The following is a 19,332-nucleotide window of genomic DNA, read 5'->3' as shown; positions in this document are numbered from 1 at the left end:
AACAGAGTTGAATATTTTGCTCTGTTAAACGCTCTGTGTGCTCGATGGTAAAACTCCCTTAATCCCTAACCAAATGAAAAAAATTATTTACCTGTTACTGCTGGTTACAGCATTTAATACCTCGTGCAAAAAATCTTCAACAGAGAGCGGAACAGAAATTCCGACCCAACCCTCGGTAGATTTACCTGCGGGCGCAAAAGATGGTGTGGCTTTCATTAACAACGGAACTTCGGCAAATGTAACGCTTTATGCGCCTGGGAAAAATTCAGTTTCACTTATTGGTGAATTTAATGATTGGTCTGCAACGGCTTCGGTGATGAAAAAAACTGCAGATGGTAACACCTGGTGGATTCAGGTAGACAACCTAAATCCTGATACCGAGTATGCTTATCAATTTTTTATTGATGGCAAATTAAAGGTTGCCGATCCCTACAGCGAAAAAGTGCTTGATCCGGATAATGACAAGTATATATCTGCAACTGTTTATCCAAATCTGAAAGCTTATCCGGTAGGAAAAACTACGGGAATTGTGAGTGTGATGCAGGCTAATCAACCGGTTTACACCTGGAAAAATGCAAGCTTTTCTAGACCCGAAAAAAACAATTTGGTTATTTATGAACTGCTGATCCGCGATTTTACAACTGATCACAGCTATGCTTCTACGTTAACCAAACTCGACTACTTATTAACTTTAGGCATCAATGCCATCGAATTAATGCCGGTAAACGAGTTCGAAGGAAATTTAAGCTGGGGTTACAATCCTTCGTTTTACTTTGCTGCGGATAAATATTATGGAAGCAAAACGGCATTGCAAAACTTTATCGACGAGTGTCACGGAAAAGGAATTGCTGTGATTTTAGACCTCGTTTTGAATCATTCTTTTGGTCAATCGCCAATGGTACAAATGTATTTTGATAATTCGAAACCTACTTTAAATAGCCCATGGTTTAATGTTGATGCGAAACATCCGTATAATGTAGGTTACGACTTTAATCATGAAAGTGCAGCAACCAAAAAGTTTTCGAAAGATGTGATGAAATTCTGGATGCAGCAATACAAAATTGATGGATTTAGATTTGATTTGTCAAAAGGCTTCACCCAAAAAATTTCTACAGATGATGCTAACATGAGTGCTTATGATGCAAGCAGAATTGCGATTTGGAAAGAATACAATAACTATATCAAAAGCATCGACCCTAATAATTTCTATGTTATTTTGGAACATTTTGCTGATTCGACAGAAGAAAAAGTGTTGGCTGACGATGGGATGATGCTTTGGAACAACATAAACTACAACATAAATGAAGCCACCATGGGCTGGTTAGGGAATTCCAATTTCCAATGGGGATTTTATGCCAATCATGGTTTTTCAAAATCAGAGAACCTGGTTACCTATGGTGAAAGTCACGATGAAGAGCGCTTAAATTTTAAAAATTTCACCTATGGAAATGCCGCTGGTGCTTATTCAATCAAAGGCAATTTAGCTATCTCTTTAAAAAGAGAAGAAATGGCGGCAGCTTTTCTATTGGCTATTCCCGGGCCCAAAATGGTGTGGCAATTCGGCGAATTGGGCTACGATGTCAGTATCGATTTCAATGGAAGAACTGGCGAGAAACCCATCAGATGGGAATATTTCGCCGATCCTAGCCGGAAGACGCTGTTTGATGCCTATGCAAAATTTATACGTTTGAAACAGAACAACTCTATTTTTAATACGGCAAATTCAAGTTATAATTTAGCTGGAGGGACTAAATATATCAAGCTTATAGAGGATTCGAATACGGTAATTGTTGTTGGCAACTTTGATGTAGTTAATCAAACTGCAAACATTGATTTCGGATCTTCCGGATCGTGGTTTGATGCAGTTGGTAGCAACATTAACTTGTCTTCTAACGCTTACACGGCGACTTTGGCTCCAGGCGAATATCATATTTTCAGTAAAAGTGAGTTGAAATAGCGCTTTTATAATTTCATTTCGAAGCTGCCTTTTTGCACTTTAATTCGATTATATCTGTAAATCTGCGGCTTCTGTCTTAATAATCTTGATGTTTTTAGTTAATATTGTTTTAACAACAACTCATCCTAAATGAACGAAAAATTAACGCATCACCTGTTATGGGAACGACTTCGTTCTGGCGACAGAGATGCGTTTTTTGATCTTTACCGAACTCTTTATTATCCACTCGTAAATTTTGGAATTCGGGTTTGTGCCGATGCAGATACTTCCAGCGAGGCTACGGATCTGGTTTTTACCACCATTTGGGAAAAGCATGAAACACTCAATCGGGTAGATAATGTAGAGGCATATCTTCGAACCTTTTTAAAACGCAAACTCTTGCGAATCCTCGAGCGAAAACGTAAAATTAACGACGCACTTTCGAACGCTGGTGCCGATGGAGATTGGATGGAAATGAGTTATGAGGAGTTTATGGTAAAGATGCAAAGCGATGAACTGGTTAAACACCAACTCAAAAACGCGCTTGAGAAACTCACTTTTCGTCAGAAACAACTGATTCATTTAAAGTTTTTTGAGGGTTTAAGCTACGAGCAGATTGCTGAACAAACGAGCCAAAGTATTAAAACGGCTTACAACACCATTTATGATGCGCTAAAAATATTGAGGAAAGAGTTTAAGGGATAAATAAGATTGCTACTTCGCATATTAAGCCAAGCTTAGCTTCGTCGCAGTTCCTCAACCAAAGATTAACCTGCTGCATTTCAATGAAAGCCCGCCGCTGGTCTTCTCAAGAAGCGCTCAACCGTCCATCATCTCGACAGGTGTTCCTCTGTCCGTCATCTCGACCGAAGCGCAACGTAGTGGAGAGAACTTTTCTGATCATTTCACAGCGTTCCAAGATTTCATCGTTCCATAATAATAAAAATTATCGAAGAATCACTTTATCCCGCAATTTTATTTCCTGTTTTCAAGCCTGCAGAGGCCAGTTATTCTGAATTTTCTAAAAAAGTTGAAATTTCTTTAGGAAAAGATTAAACTTTTAGGCACTGATATATAAAAGGCAAACAACAATGGTTGATAGAAGTAAGTTCAACGCAGAAGATTTCCTTGTCGATTCTACATTTCAGCAATATTGCGCTGGAACAGACAAACTTTGTGTTGGATATTGGGAGAAATACATTAATGCCCACCCGGAGCAGGCGGAAGTAATTGCCGAAGCGAAGAAATTATATGTGATTTTGAGCGGAAACAAACGCCAGTTAAATTTAAAAGTAGAGTCTTTTAAGCAAGAGATGTTTCCACAACAGGAGACGAGTGCTAAAATAAAGTCTTTTTTATGGCTAAAAATTGCTGCGGCCATTGTGGTAGCTTTAGCTGCCACTTTACTTTATTTAAGCTATCTTAATTTTAAGAGCGGCGAATCCACACAGGAAGTGTTCACCTGGGCAACAAAAAGCGGCGAAAGAAAAAAAATCAAGCTACAGGATGGAACGGTAGTTTTGCTAAATGCAAAAAGTACACTTTCAATTCTTAAAGGATTTAATCATGATAAAAGAGAAGTAAACCTTGTTGGCGAAGCTTTTTTTGATGTCGTTCATAATAAAGAAAAACCTTTTAAAGTACATACTTCCGATTTTGATATCAATGTTTTGGGTACAGCATTTAACGTTAAATCTTATCCAGATGAAATCACTTCCGAAGCGACTTTGATCCGCGGGTTGATTACAATGGAAGCCGCAAATGGCAATGGAGGTACAATTACTTTGAAACCAAGCCAAAAGGTAACATTTTACAAAACCCAACCATCGATAAAAAAAGCCAAGTTATCAAAGCCGTCGCTGGCACGACCAGAAATCGCAATAAACCATTATACCGTTATAAAAGACAGCACAATTGTAGAAACCGCCTGGACTAAAAATCGCATTGAAATTTACGATCAGGATTTTGAGGAAATCAAAGCTGTTTTGGAAAAATGGTACAATGTAAAAATCAAGTTTACCAACAACGAAGTTGAAAAATATCGTTTCACTGCTACATTCAGCAACGAAACCATTGAACAAGTTCTTTCAGCATTACAAAACGTAGAATATTTTAAATATGAGATAAAAGGAAATGAGGTGATCATCTCAAAATAAGGATAAAAAAGGACGGTGTTGGAGCACCGCCCTTAATATTTCTTCTTTGATTAATTAATGGCAGTTTATGCGCAAACAGATTGCTGCCAAGAACTTATGCAACCAAAAAAAACAAAAATATGATTTATTATTACTTACTGCAAGAGCATCCGCTTCGCCGGAAGCTCTTAAAATTCATTTTGCTAATGAAATTGGCCTGTATTATGGTTTTCATTACTTGCCTGAATGTTTCTGCATCGGTGTTTTCCCAGGAAAAAATATCACTTGATGTAAAGAAAACGAAATTAGGTAAGGTTTTACAGATTATCGAACAGCAGAGCAGCTACCACTTTGTGTATAGCGCTTCTTATGTCCCGGTAAATAAAGATGTAAGCATTACCGTAACCAATACTTTGGTTACTGATGTTTTAGCCGCTATTTTAAACAGAACGAACCTGAAATATTCTGTTTCTGATGGTGGTTTGATCGTCATTAGCAGGAATAAAGAAGTACCAATTATTGGCACAATCAAAGATGCCTCAGGAGGTGCATTGCCGGGTGCAAGCGTTCGCGTTAAAGGAACAGGAATTGGAACCTCCACCGATATTAATGGCAAATTTGCTTTAAATGCACCAGAAAACGCTGTTTTAGTCGTTTCTTATGCGGGTTTTCAAACCAAAGAAGTTTCTATCGGAAGCCAGACGACGATCAGTATTACATTGGTTGAAGATACCAAACAACTTACTGATGTAGTGGTAACTGCACTGGGTATTAAGAAAGAAAGAAGGGCACTTGGTTATTCGGTTACGCAGCTTTCCGGCGAAACTTTAACGCAAGCCAGAGAAAATAACATCACCAATTCGTTAGTAGGTAAAGTTGCGGGTTTAGATATTGCCGGAACTTCAGGAGGAGCGGGAGCAGCTACCAATGTCACTATTCGTGGCGTTTCAAGCATGGGTCCATCAAGTCAGCCGCTTTATGTGGTTAATGGGATACCGATGGAAAACTCGCCGGTAGGATATAAAAGTACCATCGGTATTGGAAACAATGGGGGACAATACGATAACGCACCAGATTTGGGAGATGCCATTAGCAACATCAATCCTGACGATATCGAGAGCATTTCAGTATTAAAAGGAGCTGCAGCATCAGCGTTATATGGCAACCGGGCGAAAGCAGGGGTAATCTTGATCACCACGAAAAGTGGTAAAGGAAACAGCATTGAGTTTAGCAGTAATTATGTTGCAGAGCAGGTAATGGACAGAACCAACTGGCAATATGTTTACGGTCAGGGGGTAAACGGACAGAAACCTACCACACAATTGGCTGCGGCTTCTACAGGAAGTTCGAGTTGGGGTGCACCTCTTGATGGATCAAGCGTAATTCAGTTTGATGGGGTAAGCAGGCCGTATTCAGCACAGCAAGATAATATCGAAGACTTTTACAGAACTGGTGGCAGCTGGACAAACACTTTGGCTTTGAACAAATCGTTTACAGGTGGAGTAATTCGTTTATCTGCAAGTGATTTAACGAATCGTTCGGTGGTGCCAAATTCAGGCTTAAACAGACAAAACTTTACCTTGTCGAGCACATTCGATCCGATTAAAAACCTGGTGATTGATGCCCGTGTCAACTACATTTTGGAGCAGGCAAAAAACCGCCCGATGTTATCAGATGGGGCAGGTAACGCCAATTATAATGCAGCATTTTTGCCAACGAGTGTAAACATAGCCACATTACAGCCAGGCAAAAAGCCCGATGGAAATGAACTTTCTTACAATACAGGCAATCCGTATGCTACAAATCCTTGGTTCGCTGCAAACGATTTTATTCATGATACCAATAGAGAACGTTTGTTAAGTTCGGTAAGTGCTAAATATACTTTTGATAATGGATTGTTTTTGCAAGCCAGAGCCGGAAGAGATTCTTATAAGGATACGTACATTGCAGTTACGCCATCTGGCACCGCCTATGATGCTGACGGAGGATATACCGAACAGAGCAGTAAATTTTCTGATATCAATGTGGATGGGTTAATTGGTAAATCATTCAAAATTGATGATATCTCTATCACGCCCAATATTGGCGCTAGTTACCGTAGAACACATAGTGAAGGGATAACCAATAGTGGTGCGAATTTCCAGCTTTTCGGAATTTATACTTTGGCCAATACGGGTGGAAAATCTGTTTCTGCCTATAAACAAGATCAGGAAACACAATCCATCTATGGTACTCTGGAAGTTACTTATAAGGATATTTTATACTTAACAGGAAGTGCCCGCAGTGATTGGTTTTCTACATTGGCAACTCCTGGAAGAGACAATAAATTATATACAATCTATCCTGCAGTTAGCGGATCATTTGTTTTCTCAGAATTGTGGAAACCATCTTTCTTAAGCTTTGGTAAGTTGAGAGCAGGATACGCTGGAGTTGGTCAGGCTACTAGTCCTTTCCAAACGCAATTGTATTACAATTTACGTAGCGAGTCCATCAACAATAATCCACTGGGTAATATTGTCAACGGCGCAATTCCGAACGCTTCTTTATTTGCATCAAGTGCAACCGAGTTAGAAGTTGGAACGGAGTTGAGATTTTTCGGAGATAGGTTAAATGTTGATTTCACCTGGTACAACAAAAAATCAAAAGATGAAATTATCGATGTGCCCACTTCTACCACAACAGGATACAATGGTGCGGTATTAAACATTGGTCAGTTAAGAAATCGGGGTATTGAAGCATTGGTTTCTGGGGTGATATTAAAAAATCAGGATTTTAGCTGGACATCAAGCATCAACGGATCTCGTAATAATAATATGGTACTCACGCTTGCTCCTGGAACGGCATCGCAGGGTTTGGCAACGTCACGGAGTAACGTGGGTTTTCTTCAAAATCTAGAAGGTAAGCCTATTGCACAAATCATGGCTTACGATTTTCAGTACGATGCAAATGGAAACATTGTAAGAGATACTAATGGTGTTCCACAACGAGGAGAATTAAAAGACTATGGTTCTGCATATCATAAATGGACTGCCGGCTGGAATAACGAATTTAATTATAAAGGCGTAAATCTTTCTTTCTTAATCGATGGGAAATGGGGTGGTAAAATCTTCTCAGCAACAGATTATTATGGCTATGTTTTTGGTTTACACCAAGCTACCTTAGAAAACCGTGATCAATTGGGTATTGGTGCAGCAAATTATTATAGCACTTACGCCAACAATGTTTCCAAACAGTTTGTGCAAGATGCCAGTTTCATCAAGTTCCGTCAATTTATATTGGGGTATAACTTTCCAGCAAAGGTTTTTAATAACAGAATTAAAAGCTTAAACGTAAGTTTTGTAGGGCGTAATCTGTTCATCTTAATGAAGAAAACCGATAATATCGATCCCGAATCTAGCTATAACGCAACCATTCCTGGGATGGAACTCGGGGGCGTTCCGCCGGTGCGTACCTATGGTTTAAATTTAAGTGTTAAGTTATAATCTTTAAAAAGAATTGAAAATGAAAACGATCATAAAATTATACGTACCACTTCTATTATCAGGCCTGGCGCTAATAACAAGCTGTACTAAAAACTTCGAGAAAATTAATACAGACCCTTTATCGGTAAATCAAGAACAGTTTAATCCAAATTATTTATTATCAACAGCCCAATTGAATTATACGGGCAGTGTAGATTTTGCTTATGAAACCTGGCGTGGCAACCTGATTTATGCCTCAACAATGATGCAGGGCATGTCATCAGTAATTGGGTATTGGGCTGGTGATAAATACATGCTGAATGAGGGCTACACCGCCGCCTATTGGGAAAAAGCTTATCCTGATCAAATAAAATATACAGCAGACTTGGTTGAGTTTACCAAAGGGAAAGCGCAGTACAACAACGTACATCAAATTGGTAGAATCTGGAAAGCACTAATGTTTCAACGGTTGACAGATTTGTATGGCGATATACCGTATTTAGATGCTGGTAAAGGATATTATACCGGAAATTTATATCCAAAATATGATTCACAGCAGGCTATTTATGCCGATCTTTTAAAAGAAGTTGATGAAGCAGGAACAGCGCTTACAGCTGGTGGTGATGCAGTAACGGGCGATTTGGTTTATGGTGGTGATGTAAACAAATGGAAGCGTTTTGCTGCCAGTTTAATGTTGCGCATGGCGATGAGGTTAACGAAAGCTGATGCAACTTTAGCGCAAAGCTATATTACAAAAGCTGTTGGTAAAACCATGACTGGCGATGCCGATAACGCCTTATTTAAACATGATGCTAACGGTGGCCGGGTAACTCAAAATAGAGCTGCACAGGTGTTGTTGGGCGATGGTGGTCAGGAGCACTATTATACTCGATGGAGCAGTACTTTTATCAATTACTTAAAAACTAATAACGATCCTAGGCTAAGCAAGGTAGCTGTTACAAAATTATTTTTAAGAGATGATTTAAAGGGAGAGCCAAACCTGAATCCTGCTTTTATTACAACTGCATCGGTTCAAAAAGGGATGCCAAATGGTAAAGATTTAAGTGGTATTGCAGGCAGAGATGTCCGTCAGGATGCTTCTTATACCGATTTTACCGATTATTCTTCTCCTAATCCAGGCATGTTAAAAAGAGATGGAAATACCATTATTCTTACCTATGCCGAAACTGAATTACTTTGGGCAGAAGCCGCACAACGCTTCAATATTGGTGGCTCGGCAGCTGCACACTATAATGCTGGCGTTACCGCCGCAATGACTTATCTATCTCAGTTTGATCCATCGATGGCTTTAACTGCCGGCGATGCTGCTACCTATTTAACTGCTCATCCCTATGTTGCAGCTAATGGCTTAGAAATGATTTCAACGCAATATTGGGCGCACACCATTACCATGTTGGATTTTTACGAAACGTGGTCGAACTGGAGAAGAACTGGATTACCTGCACTGGTTCCAATTGTTTACCCAAACACCAATACAGGCGGCTCAATTCCACGAAGGTTCCCTTATCCTTTAATAGAAGGCGTATCTAATGCTGCGAATTACAAAACAGCGTCAGCAGCGGTTCCGGGTGGCGATAAATTGGTTGGAAGAGTTTGGTGGGATAAATAAACAGACTTAAAGCTTTGAAAACCGGTGTCATTTATTTTGGCACCGGTTTTTTTGAGTAACATTTCTAATGAGGTTTTTGATTAACGGCAGTTTAACTTGATATTTATGAACCAAACTCAACGAAATGAAATCCAGATTTTTACTAAGCATGTTTTTACTTGCAGGCATAGCTACTTATGCTCAGCAAAACCCAAAAAAAAACCAGTCAAAAGAAACCATTACCTCAACCCAGGTTACCGTAAAAGAAGAGCCGAAATCAATAGCTAGTGAACGGACTATAAAGGTCGAAAGTTCGGTGATTACCAATCATTCTGTAAATATCGATGGGAAGGCAGTTCCCTACAAAGCAACTACTGGCACCCTTCCTGTTTGGGATGAGGATGGAAAACCCATAGCTGGCTTATTTTATACCTATTACGAAAGAAGTGATGTTTCTAACCGCGATAAAAGACCGCTGGTAATCTCCTTCAATGGTGGTCCAGGCTCTGCTTCAGTTTGGATGCACATTGCTTACACTGGCCCAGTGGTGTTAAACATCGATGATGAAGGTTACCCGGTTCAGCCATATGGCTACAAGGAAAATCCTTACTCTATTTTGGATGTTGCAGATATCGTTTACATCGATCCGGTAAACACGGGTTACTCTCGAGCAGTAAGTAAGGATATTCCAACCAATAAATTTTTTGGTGTAAAAGCTGATATCAAATATCTGGCAGAATGGATCAATACTTTTGTAACCAGAAACAACCGCTGGGCATCTCCGAAATTCTTAATTGGTGAAAGCTACGGAACCACCCGTGTTTCAGGTTTGGCTCTAGAGCTTCAAAATAACCAGTGGATGTATCTAAATGGGGTAGTTTTGGTTTCTCCAACAGAACTGGGAATAGAGCGTGGCGGGCCAGTTGAAGCGGCTTTACGTTTGCCTTACTTCGCGGCGACCGCCTGGTACCACAAATTGTTGCCTCAGGATTTGCAATCAAAAGATTTAACAGCCATGTTACCCGAAGTAGAAAGCTTCACCATTAATGAGGTGATTCCCGCAATTTCTCAAGGCAGCATGTTGAGTGGTGAAAAAAAGAAAGCTATAGCAGCGAAAATGGCTCGCTATTCTGGCTTATCAGAAAAAGTAATAATAGACTATAACTTAAATGTGCCAACTAATTTTTTCTGGAAAGAACTGATGAGAGACAAGGGTTTTACTGTTGGCCGTTTAGATTCGCGCTATCGCGGAATCGATAAAATGAGTGCAGGTGAGGGTCCGGATTATAATGCTGAGCTTACTTCGTGGCTACATTCTTTCACGCCTGCAATTAACATGTACATCCGCAACGAGCTGAATTACAAAACCGATTTAAAGTATAACATGTTTGGCCCGGTTTATCCATGGGATCGAAGTGGCGACCAAACCGGTGACAACCTTCGTCAGGCGATGGCGCAAAACCCTTATTTACATTTATTGGTGCAATCGGGTTATTACGATGGTGCTTGCGACTATTTCAATGCAAAATACAGCATGTGGCAATTAGATGCTGCGGGCAAATTTCAAGATCGCATGAGTTGGGAAGGCTACCGTAGCGGGCACATGATGTACCTGCGTAAAGAGGACTTGAAAAATTCCAATAATCACATTCGGGAGTTCATCAAAAAAGCATTACCAAAAGCAGGTGAAGCGGCAAAGTTTTAACCAGGATTTTTTAGGATTTAGGGATTTTAAGATCAATGTGCAGGGGTTTAATCGGTCTACAATAAAATTATTTGAAGCGCCAAGCCAGTATAGCTATTCATGTTGGTCCTGCGCTTCAATCTTTTTTGTGTAATTGTTGTGGAAAATCAGAAATCATCAAAAAAGTATTTTCGCTGCAATCAAGCCTAAGAAAGTTTGAGCGATAAATATCCAGATTCCAGGAATAGTACCCAGCGATATTAATTATTAATCTTACCAAAGATGGCTTACAAATTAGATAACCAATTCACTTTTTTTCTTGTTTTAACGCTAAGTCTATGGACCGCAAATAACTGTTTCTTGCTACCTTTTCGTCCCAGCGGGACGAAAAGGTAGCAAATTAGGTGTGATAATTATTTTGTTCCGTTAGGAACGTTTTATGATCTTCGTCAATCTTTATTCAGGTGTTGCAACCTAAACCCGATCGGCCAGATATCGATTCTTTATGGGTAGAAGATAGAGCAGGGCGGGACCTCTGCTATTCTTTGGCGCCCTTGCTTTTCAAATCAATTCGATTGTTTATACTCGTTTTCTAGACCCATTGAATGGTAAAGAAAAACTGTTGACCGCAAACTAAAAATAATTACTTATTTTTGTGGTTCAATTATGCAGCAAATAAAAACATCATTCGATTTTGAGAAACCTATTGCCGATTTAGTTCAGCAGATAGAAAAGGTTAAACAAGTTGCCGATAAAACTAAGGTAGACATGTCTGCCACGTTAGACGAGCTTGATGGCAAATTAGAAGAAACCACCAATAATTTATATAAAAATTTAACTGGTTGGAATAAGGTTCAAATGAGCCGCCATCCCGATCGTCCGCAAACACTCGATTACATCAGCATGATTTGTGATGATTTTATTGAGCTACATGGAGATAGGACAGTTAAAGATGATAAGGCCATTATCGGCGGTTTTGCTACCATAAACGGTCAAACCGTGATGGTTATCGGGCACCAAAAGGGTAAAAACACCAAAGAACGCCAGTTTCGTAATTTCGGTATGGCTAACCCCGAAGGCTACCGCAAAGCTTTACGTTTAATGCGCCTGGCAGAGAAGTTTAACAAACCTGTAGTTTCTTTTATCGATACGATGGGTGCATATCCTGGTTTGGAAGCTGAAGAACGTGGTCAGGGTGAAGCAATTGCCCGCAACTTATTAGAAATGTCGGTGCTTCGTGTGCCCATTATTTGTATTGTTGTTGGCGAAGGTGCATCTGGCGGCGCTTTAGGTATTGGTATTGGCGATAGAGTTTATATGCTTGAGCATACCTGGTATTCGGTTATTTCACCAGAGTCTTGCTCATCAATTCTTTGGAGAAGCTGGGATTTTAAAGAAAAAGCTGCTGAATGTTTGAAGTTAACTTCTGATGATATGTTTGGCAACAAATTAATCGACGGAATTATTCCAGAACCACTTGGAGGTGCTCATCAAGATCCTGAATTAATGGGGCAAACGCTGAAAGAATACCTTATAAAAGATTTGGCCGCTTTAGGTAAGTTGAAAACTGATAAAATGATTGAGCAAAGAATTGAAAAATTCTGTGAAATGGGCGTTGTTAATGAATAATCATTAAAAAATAAATTTTAAATCCCGTTTGGCATCGCTCAACGGGATTTTTTTTGGATTATTGGTTTCATGGACACCTTCGTTTTGTTTGCCCCGTTCATACACTCCTACGCTCGTTTCCAAACCAGCGCGTAAATAGCTAATCGTATTTTACGATAGAATCGTAAAGCTATAATGCGCTCATTAGAAATGACCGCAGGCCTCGAAACCACTCGATAATCCATAAAAAAGCAGCTACAAAGAAATGCAGCTGCTTGAGTGTATTTTGTAAACTAATTTACTGTGGCCCTTGCTGCGAATAATAGGCTGAGAACTTTGCCTCTAAACCAGTAAATATTTTCTCGAGCTGTGTGCTTACTTTGGTTTGCCCATTCGCTTTAGCCGTTCTAATCATTCTATCCAGATAGTAAAGTCCAGTTTGCACATTTTGTGATCCTGTCAAACCTTTCGATGCAGAAAGATCCGCCAGATAGGTCAACTCTTTATTGATATAATCGCCAGATTGAGTTAGGATTTCATTGGCCCTTGCGGTTTCACCAAGCTTGTACAAGTTTTCAGCCATGTAGAATTTAACAACCACCGTACGAATGCCATAAAATTTTTGAGGCATTACTTCGTAATACTTATCTACCACTTTTTTAGCTTCAGTAGTTTTACCTTCTTTAATCAAACTTCCGGCTAGGTTACTGAAAATATTAGTGAAGATAAAGGTGTCGTCAGATGATTGTGGATCTAAATAAGTAGCATTTTTCATGTTACCCCATTTAAATTTAGTCATTACGTTGTTGTACAATACAGGTGTATTTAATTGTTCTGCTCTCTCTTCAGATGTTGTTGTATCAGGTTGTAAAGGCATTAAACGTAATGCTAAACCTTCACTATACAAGTATTTATCTAAACCATTGTATTGTTCAGAAGGAACGGTTGAAGCAAAATAAATTGGACGTTTCCAATCATTATGCGCCAAAATATCAAGCATCGCCAGTGTACCTTTTGTAACGTAACCTTTGTTGAAAGTCCAGGTCATTTCAGGAACAATTTTCGAAGCATTGGCTGCGCTAACTGTACCTGTGCTTAACACTTGTTTAGGATCAATTGTAATTTTGAAGTTTTTAGTAGGTAAGAAATTTGATTTAGTGCCATCCTGCATCGCAACCTTATCATTATCATCATTTGATAATAATAGATCCACAATGTTTTTCAATTCTACCGCACCAGCAATTTTATAATCATCGTATGGCATTACATCACGCTCACCCTGAACATATTGCTCTGGTTTCATTGTAATTGGAAGCGGTGCAGATTCATTTTGTTTCTTTCTAGCGCCATTGATGTACCAATCGGTATCAAACAAACTTAAGTTAACTATACGAATATCCGGGCGCACATTTTCTACTTCCTGAATATACCAAAGCGGATAAGTATCATTATCGCCATAAGTAAACAGGATGGCATTTGGTGCGCAAGATTCTAAGTAATCTAAGGCAATATCATGCGGAACCATCTTGGTAGAACGATCATGATCATCCCAACCTTGTTGCGCCATAATTACCGGAGCGGCCAATAACCCAATTACGGTTGCCGCCACAGCGCCATTTGTTGCTGATAGCTTTTTAAATACCCATTCTTTTATGGCCAAGGCACCGAGACCGATCCAAATGGCAAAAGCATAGAACGATCCTACATAGGCGTAATCGCGTTCACGAGGTTCTAAAGGTTTTTGATTTAGATATAAAACAATGGCAATGCCTGTAAAAAAGAACAATAATGCCACTACGCCAGCATCCTTTTGGTTGCGTTTGAAGTGCCATAATGCCCCAATAATTCCCATAATTAATGGTAAAAAGAAGAAACGGTTATAAGCATTGTTATCCACTGTAGATGGTGGCAAATTGGTTTGATCGCCCCTTAACATGGCATCAATTGGCTTAATCCCACTAATCCAGGTTCCTTCGTGGCCACTGCCTTGGCCTTGTTCATCGTTCTGGCGACCAGCGAAATTCCACATGAAATAACGCATATACATATAACCAATTTGGTAACTGAATAAAAAGCCTACGTTATCAACCAAGTTTGGAACTTTGGCATCATCTAAACGCATCCATTCTTTATAAAAGGCAGCATGTCTAGCATCGTCGCTATACATACGCGGCAATAAAGTGTTGTTATTGTACTCGTAATCGGTTTTTACTCCAGCTTTCTCGTATTTTTCGTTTCCTTTTCTCCAGATTGTTTTTCCGCCTTCTTTAATTCCAGTGCGTTCCGAATTATAATTTGGGCCATAAGCTAAAGGTCTATCGCCATATTGCTCACGATTTAAGTAACTTAAGAAAGAGAATGCATCTTTCGGAGCACTGTTATTTAAGTTCGGGTCTGCCTTGGCTCTGATGATAATCATTGAGAAAGAAGCGTAACCGAAAATGATTAATACAGTAGAAATTAAGCCTAAGTTTAATAACTTCTTTTGGTGTTTAATGGAGTAACGAATCCCCCAAACCAACGCTGAAATCACTAGAACAGCGAAAAATAAAACACCGGTTCCGAAGCCTAATCCTAAAGTATTCACAAAGAACAAATCGAAGTAAGCACCAAATGAAACCAGGTACTGGATAATTCCGTATTGGATCACCGCCAAAATTAAAATACCAGCTGCTAGAGTTTTTACAATTCCCGAAGTTGTGGCTTTGCCTGTTCTTTTAAAGTAATAAATAAAAGCTAAGGCTGGTATGGTAAGTAAGTTTAATAAGTGAATTCCGATTGATAAACCCATGATATAGGCTATGAAAAGTAGCCAACGGTCGGCTTTTGGTTCATCTGCATGGGCTTCCCACTTCAAAATTGCCCAAAAAACGATTGCTGTAAACAATGAAGATTGCGCGTAAACTTCAGATTCAACTGCTGAAAACCAAAAACTATCAGAAAACGTATAAGCCAAGGCCCCTACAGCACCAGCACCCATAATACTGACCAGTTTCCCAGTGGTCAGTTCATCTCCAGCCTTGAAAACTGTTTTTTTGGCCAAAGCGGTGATGGTCCAGAATAAGAATAGGATGGTGGCGGCACTACAAATAGCCGAGCCAATATTCATCCAGTAAGCAATTCTGGTTAAATCTCCTGCGGCGAAAACAGAAAAGAAGCGTTGAATCATCAAAAATAATGGTGCTCCTGGTTGGTGAACAACCTGCATTCTAAATGCTGAGGCGATAAATTCGCCGCAATCCCAGAAACTTGCTGATGGTTCAAGAGTTAAAACGTAAGTTATTGTGGCAATTAAAAAGCAGATCCAGCCGACTATATTATTGACTTTTGAATAATTCATTGGGTTGTTTGATGATATTAAAAAATGTTTTCACATAAAAATGCTGCCGAAATTAACTATTCTAGTCGATAAAACAGGTAAATTATTGGATTGATTTAACAAATTTTAACGGCTTAGCTATCATTTGTATTCACTATTTTAATCAACTTTTAATTTCAATAAATACAAAACTCCGTAAACTAGATTGAAAATCTTGTTTACGGAGTTCATTTTTGAAAGATGATAACCTAACTTGAAGCAAATGGACTGAAGCGACCGATTAGATTATTATATTGATCTTCCAGTTTTTTGCTTAATTCTTTTTGTTTAAATGTTTCTGTCAACCGCACCATCTGGGCAAGATAGGTAAGGTAAATGCGGACATTTTGCTCGGATACTAGTTGGCTTTTGCTTTCAGAAACATCAGCCAAATAAGTAAGCTCCTTATCAATGTGGCTTGCTGATTTATTTATCATTTGGTTAGCTCTGTTCAAATCGTTTAATCGATAAAGGCTTTCAGTAATATAAAATGAACTTACTACCTGGCGCATGGTATAAAATTTTTCTGGAATGACCTCAAAATATTTGTTCACCACTTGTTTGCCTTCGATGGTTTTGCCTTGATTAATCAGTGTGCTTGCTAATCCACCAAACATATTCGAAACATAAGTAACATCATCTGCCGATTGTCTATCCAGGTGGTTGGCGTGTTTAATGTTTCCATAGCCATAAACGCTCATTAAATTATGAAACATTGGCTTTGGATTGATTAATTCATCATTTTCAGTTTCCAAATGATCTGGTTTTAACGGAAGCAATCGCTTATTGAGCCCTTCGGTGTAAAGGTATTTGTCTAAACCAAGGTATTGATCTTTCGGCATGGCACTTGTAAAATAAATCGGCCGTTTCCAATTGTTGTGCGTTAAAAGATCGAATAGAGCCAAAGTGCCTTTACTTACATAATTACCCTCATAAGTCCACTCCATGGCGCTCGCGATTCTACCCGCATCTTCTTTTGGCACTGTTCCAGTATCTAAAACCTGCTTCGGATTAACAGTTAGTTTTAAGTTTTTTGTAGGCAATATATTGTATTTCGAACCGTCGCTCATGGTTGCCTTGTCTTGATCATTATCAGAGAGCAAAACTTCCAAAATATCTTTCAGTTCTACTGGTTGTGCAATTTTATAATCTTGGTAATACATCACATCCCGCGTTCCGGCTACATATTGTTCAGGTTTTATAGTTAACGGCAGCGGTGCAGATTGGTTTTGCTTCCGTTTCATTCCATCGATATACCAGTCGGCAGTAAACAAACTTAAATTTACTACCCGTACATCGGGACGAACATTTTCGACTTCCTGAGCATACCAAACTGGATAGGTATCGTTATCGCCATAGGTAAAAAGAATAGCGTTTGGCGCACATGATTTTAAGTAATTCACAGCCATATCATGTGCTAGGTGGCTTTCAGAACGATCGTGGTCGTCCCAGCCTTGTGAGGCCATGAGTACAGGAACGGATAAAAGGGCAATTAAAGAAGCGAAAATGCTTGCCTTGGTTGGCGAAAGCTTCTGGAAAACCCAATCTTTCAAACCAAATACGCCGAGTCCGATCCAAATTGCGAAAGCGTAGAATGAGCCTACATAGGCATAATCTCTTTCACGTGGTTCGATAGGCACCGAGTTGAGGTAAATTACAATGGCCACGCCTGTGAAAACGAAAAGCAATCCGATAATACCTGCATCTTTCTGGTTACGTTTGAAATGCCAAATGGCTCCGATTAAACCAATAATCAATGGTAAAAAGAAAAACCTGTTGTAGGCTTTGTTTTCGGTAATAGATGGTGGCAAATTGGTTTGATTACCCAATCTTAATGCATCGAGTGGTTTAACGCCGCTTAACCAGGCACCGTTTCGCCCGCCCAACTGTCCGTCTTCATTATCTTGTCTACCCACAAAATTCCACATAAAATAACGCATGTACATTTGGCCGGTTTGAAAAGAGAACATATAACTTAAATTATCGCTCAAAGTTGGCTTATGGGAATCATCAAAACCCATGTAGTTTTTGTAGAAATTAGCATGTTCAGCTTTATCGCTATACATCCGCGGAGCCAATGTTTTATCAGCAAAAACATATTCTGATTTAGTGCCGGCAGATTCATATTTATCTTTTCCTTTTCTGTAAAGCTGCCCGGTTTCTTTGATGTCGATTTTCTCAGAGTTGTAATTTTCGCCGTAAAGTAGCGGACGATCGCCGTATTGGGATCGGTTTACATAACTCAAAAAGTTAAAAGCATTTTCTGGATTGGTGTTGTTAAGGTTTGGTTTCGCATGTGCTCTAATGATTAAAATGGCAAATGAACTGTAGCCAAAAATCAACAGCGTGGTAAAAAGCACAATTAAGTTCATTGCTCTTTTATGCTTGCGGATAGAGTAAATTATCCCATAGCTTAAACTACCAATAACCAAAATAGCGAAAAACAAAATACCTGTTCCAAAACCTAAACCGAGGTTGTTCACAAAGAAATAATCGAAGTTTGCAGCAGAGGAGATCAGGTATTGAATAATTCCGAACTGAACAAAGGCCAAAGTACCAATTGATATCATGAAAACTTTGAGAATGCCTTGCCAGCTTGGTTTTGGATATTTCTTGAAGTAATACACGAAGATTAAAGCCGGAATGGCTAATAGATTTAACAAGTGCACACCAATAGATAGGCCCATGATATACGCCACGAAAAGCAACCACCTATCTGCTTTGGCGTCCTGGGCTTGCGATTCCCATTTCAGAATTCCCCAAAAAACTATCGCTGTGCATAGCGATGACATGGCATAAACCTCAGCCTCTACTGCCGAAAACCAGAAACTATCTGAAAATGCATAGGCTAAAGCGCCAACTAAGCCAGCGCCAATAATGCTGATGGTTTTTGATGTATTGATTTCTTCGCCGTTTTTGATGATGGTTTTTTTGGCCAAGGCAGTAATTGTCCAGAATAAAAATAAAATGGTGCCGGCACTTGCCAATGCAGATGCTGAATTCATGAAGTATGCAACCATCGTTTTATCGCCGAAAGCGAGAGTAGAAAATAGCCGTTGAACCATGGAAACGAGAGGAGCGCCAGGTTGATGAACCACCTGCATCCGGAAGGCAGAGGCGATGAATTCGCCACAATCCCAAAAGCTTACCGATTGATCTAAAGTTAGAATGTAGGCTGTAGCGGCAACTAAAAAGCATAGCCAACCCGTAATGGTGTTAATTTTAGCGTAGTTCATAGTAAAATTTAGTCTTTGATAATAAATGATTTAGGTGGTCCTCACTTAAAAAAGTCGTATAAAAAAATAAAATGTTGCATGCGATATGATGATTTTTTTATCTTTGCAACGCAAGAAGGAACAGTAGGAGAGAAATTAAAAATATTTTAAAATCACTCTTGCAAAATTAAAATAAGGTTCCTACATTTGCATTCCCTTTCGAGGATTCGTTCTCGAGAAAGATTGTCCGATAGTATAAGGGTAGTACAACGGTTTTTGGTACCGTTTGTCTTGGTTCGAATCCAGGTCGGACAACGAAAATTTTA

At 39.3% G+C, this 19,332-nt stretch carries 9 protein-coding genes; 7 read left to right on the top strand and 2 right to left on the bottom strand.

What is annotated here, in order from left to right:
• Window positions 1-73 precede the first annotated feature (73 nt).
• From OQZ33_RS15695 to OQZ33_RS15665, 7 genes are all read left to right on the top strand, one after another.
• Window positions 74-1,957 (top strand): alpha-amylase family glycosyl hydrolase, encoded by a 1,884-nt coding sequence (locus tag OQZ33_RS15695; RefSeq protein WP_265800045.1) that lies wholly within the window; start codon window positions 74-76, stop codon window positions 1,955-1,957.
• Between the two features lie 129 nt (window positions 1,958-2,086).
• Complete coding sequence (locus OQZ33_RS15690; protein WP_265800044.1) at window positions 2,087-2,641, top strand: RNA polymerase sigma factor; 555 nt, start codon at window positions 2,087-2,089, stop codon at window positions 2,639-2,641.
• Window positions 2,642-3,027: 386 nt separating this feature from the next.
• The gene (locus tag OQZ33_RS15685; RefSeq protein ID WP_265800043.1) at window positions 3,028-4,092 is read left to right on the top strand and encodes a FecR family protein; all 1,065 of its coding nucleotides are present in this window, start codon (window positions 3,028-3,030) and stop codon (window positions 4,090-4,092) included.
• Window positions 4,093-4,211: 119 nt separating this feature from the next.
• Window positions 4,212-7,553: a SusC/RagA family TonB-linked outer membrane protein gene (locus tag OQZ33_RS15680; protein ID WP_265800039.1), complete on the top strand. Its 3,342-nt coding sequence runs from the start codon at window positions 4,212-4,214 to the stop codon at window positions 7,551-7,553.
• Window positions 7,554-7,572: 19 nt separating this feature from the next.
• The gene (locus tag OQZ33_RS15675) at window positions 7,573-9,162 is read left to right on the top strand and encodes a SusD/RagB family nutrient-binding outer membrane lipoprotein (protein ID WP_265800038.1); all 1,590 of its coding nucleotides are present in this window, start codon (window positions 7,573-7,575) and stop codon (window positions 9,160-9,162) included.
• A 124-nt stretch (window positions 9,163-9,286) separates the two neighbouring features.
• Entirely contained in the window at window positions 9,287-10,846 is a 1,560-nt protein-coding gene (locus tag OQZ33_RS15670; protein ID WP_265800037.1) for a S10 family peptidase, read from the top strand.
• A 645-nt stretch (window positions 10,847-11,491) separates the two neighbouring features.
• Window positions 11,492-12,454 carry an acetyl-CoA carboxylase carboxyltransferase subunit alpha gene (locus OQZ33_RS15665; protein WP_265800036.1) on the top strand — a complete coding sequence of 321 codons (963 nt, stop codon included), beginning with the start codon at window positions 11,492-11,494 and terminating at the stop codon, window positions 12,452-12,454.
• Between the two features lie 277 nt (window positions 12,455-12,731).
• Here OQZ33_RS15665 and OQZ33_RS15660 read toward each other — a convergent pair whose 3' ends face one another.
• Complete coding sequence (locus OQZ33_RS15660; RefSeq protein ID WP_265800035.1) at window positions 12,732-15,773, bottom strand: DUF2723 domain-containing protein; 3,042 nt, start codon at window positions 15,771-15,773, stop codon at window positions 12,732-12,734.
• A gap of 227 nt (window positions 15,774-16,000) precedes the next feature.
• Entirely contained in the window at window positions 16,001-19,027 is a 3,027-nt protein-coding gene (locus tag OQZ33_RS15655) for a DUF2723 domain-containing protein (protein WP_265800034.1), read from the bottom strand.
• Between the last annotated feature and the right edge of the window lie 305 nt (window positions 19,028-19,332).

It is taken from the genome of Pedobacter sp. MC2016-05, assembly GCF_026239735.1.
Taxonomy (GTDB): domain Bacteria; phylum Bacteroidota; class Bacteroidia; order Sphingobacteriales; family Sphingobacteriaceae; genus Pedobacter.
This window is presented reverse-complemented; position numbering and strand designations above follow the sequence as displayed.

Bases quoted from the DNA above. Each gene is read 5' to 3' on its own strand.
- OQZ33_RS15695 (WP_265800045.1), top strand. From the start codon at position 74: ATGAAAAAAATTATTTACCTGTTACTGCTGGTTACAGCATTTAATACC.
- OQZ33_RS15690 (WP_265800044.1), top strand. From the start codon at position 2,087: ATGAACGAAAAATTAACGCATCACCTGTTATGGGAACGACTTCGTTCT.
- OQZ33_RS15685 (WP_265800043.1), top strand. From the start codon at position 3,028: ATGGTTGATAGAAGTAAGTTCAACGCAGAAGATTTCCTTGTCGATTCT.
- OQZ33_RS15680 (WP_265800039.1), top strand. From the start codon at position 4,212: ATGATTTATTATTACTTACTGCAAGAGCATCCGCTTCGCCGGAAGCTC.
- OQZ33_RS15675 (WP_265800038.1), top strand. From the start codon at position 7,573: ATGAAAACGATCATAAAATTATACGTACCACTTCTATTATCAGGCCTG.
- OQZ33_RS15670 (WP_265800037.1), top strand. From the start codon at position 9,287: ATGAAATCCAGATTTTTACTAAGCATGTTTTTACTTGCAGGCATAGCT.
- OQZ33_RS15665 (WP_265800036.1), top strand. From the start codon at position 11,492: ATGCAGCAAATAAAAACATCATTCGATTTTGAGAAACCTATTGCCGAT.
- OQZ33_RS15660 (WP_265800035.1), bottom strand. From the start codon at position 15,773: ATGAATTATTCAAAAGTCAATAATATAGTCGGCTGGATCTGCTTTTTA.
- OQZ33_RS15655 (WP_265800034.1), bottom strand. From the start codon at position 19,027: ATGAACTACGCTAAAATTAACACCATTACGGGTTGGCTATGCTTTTTA.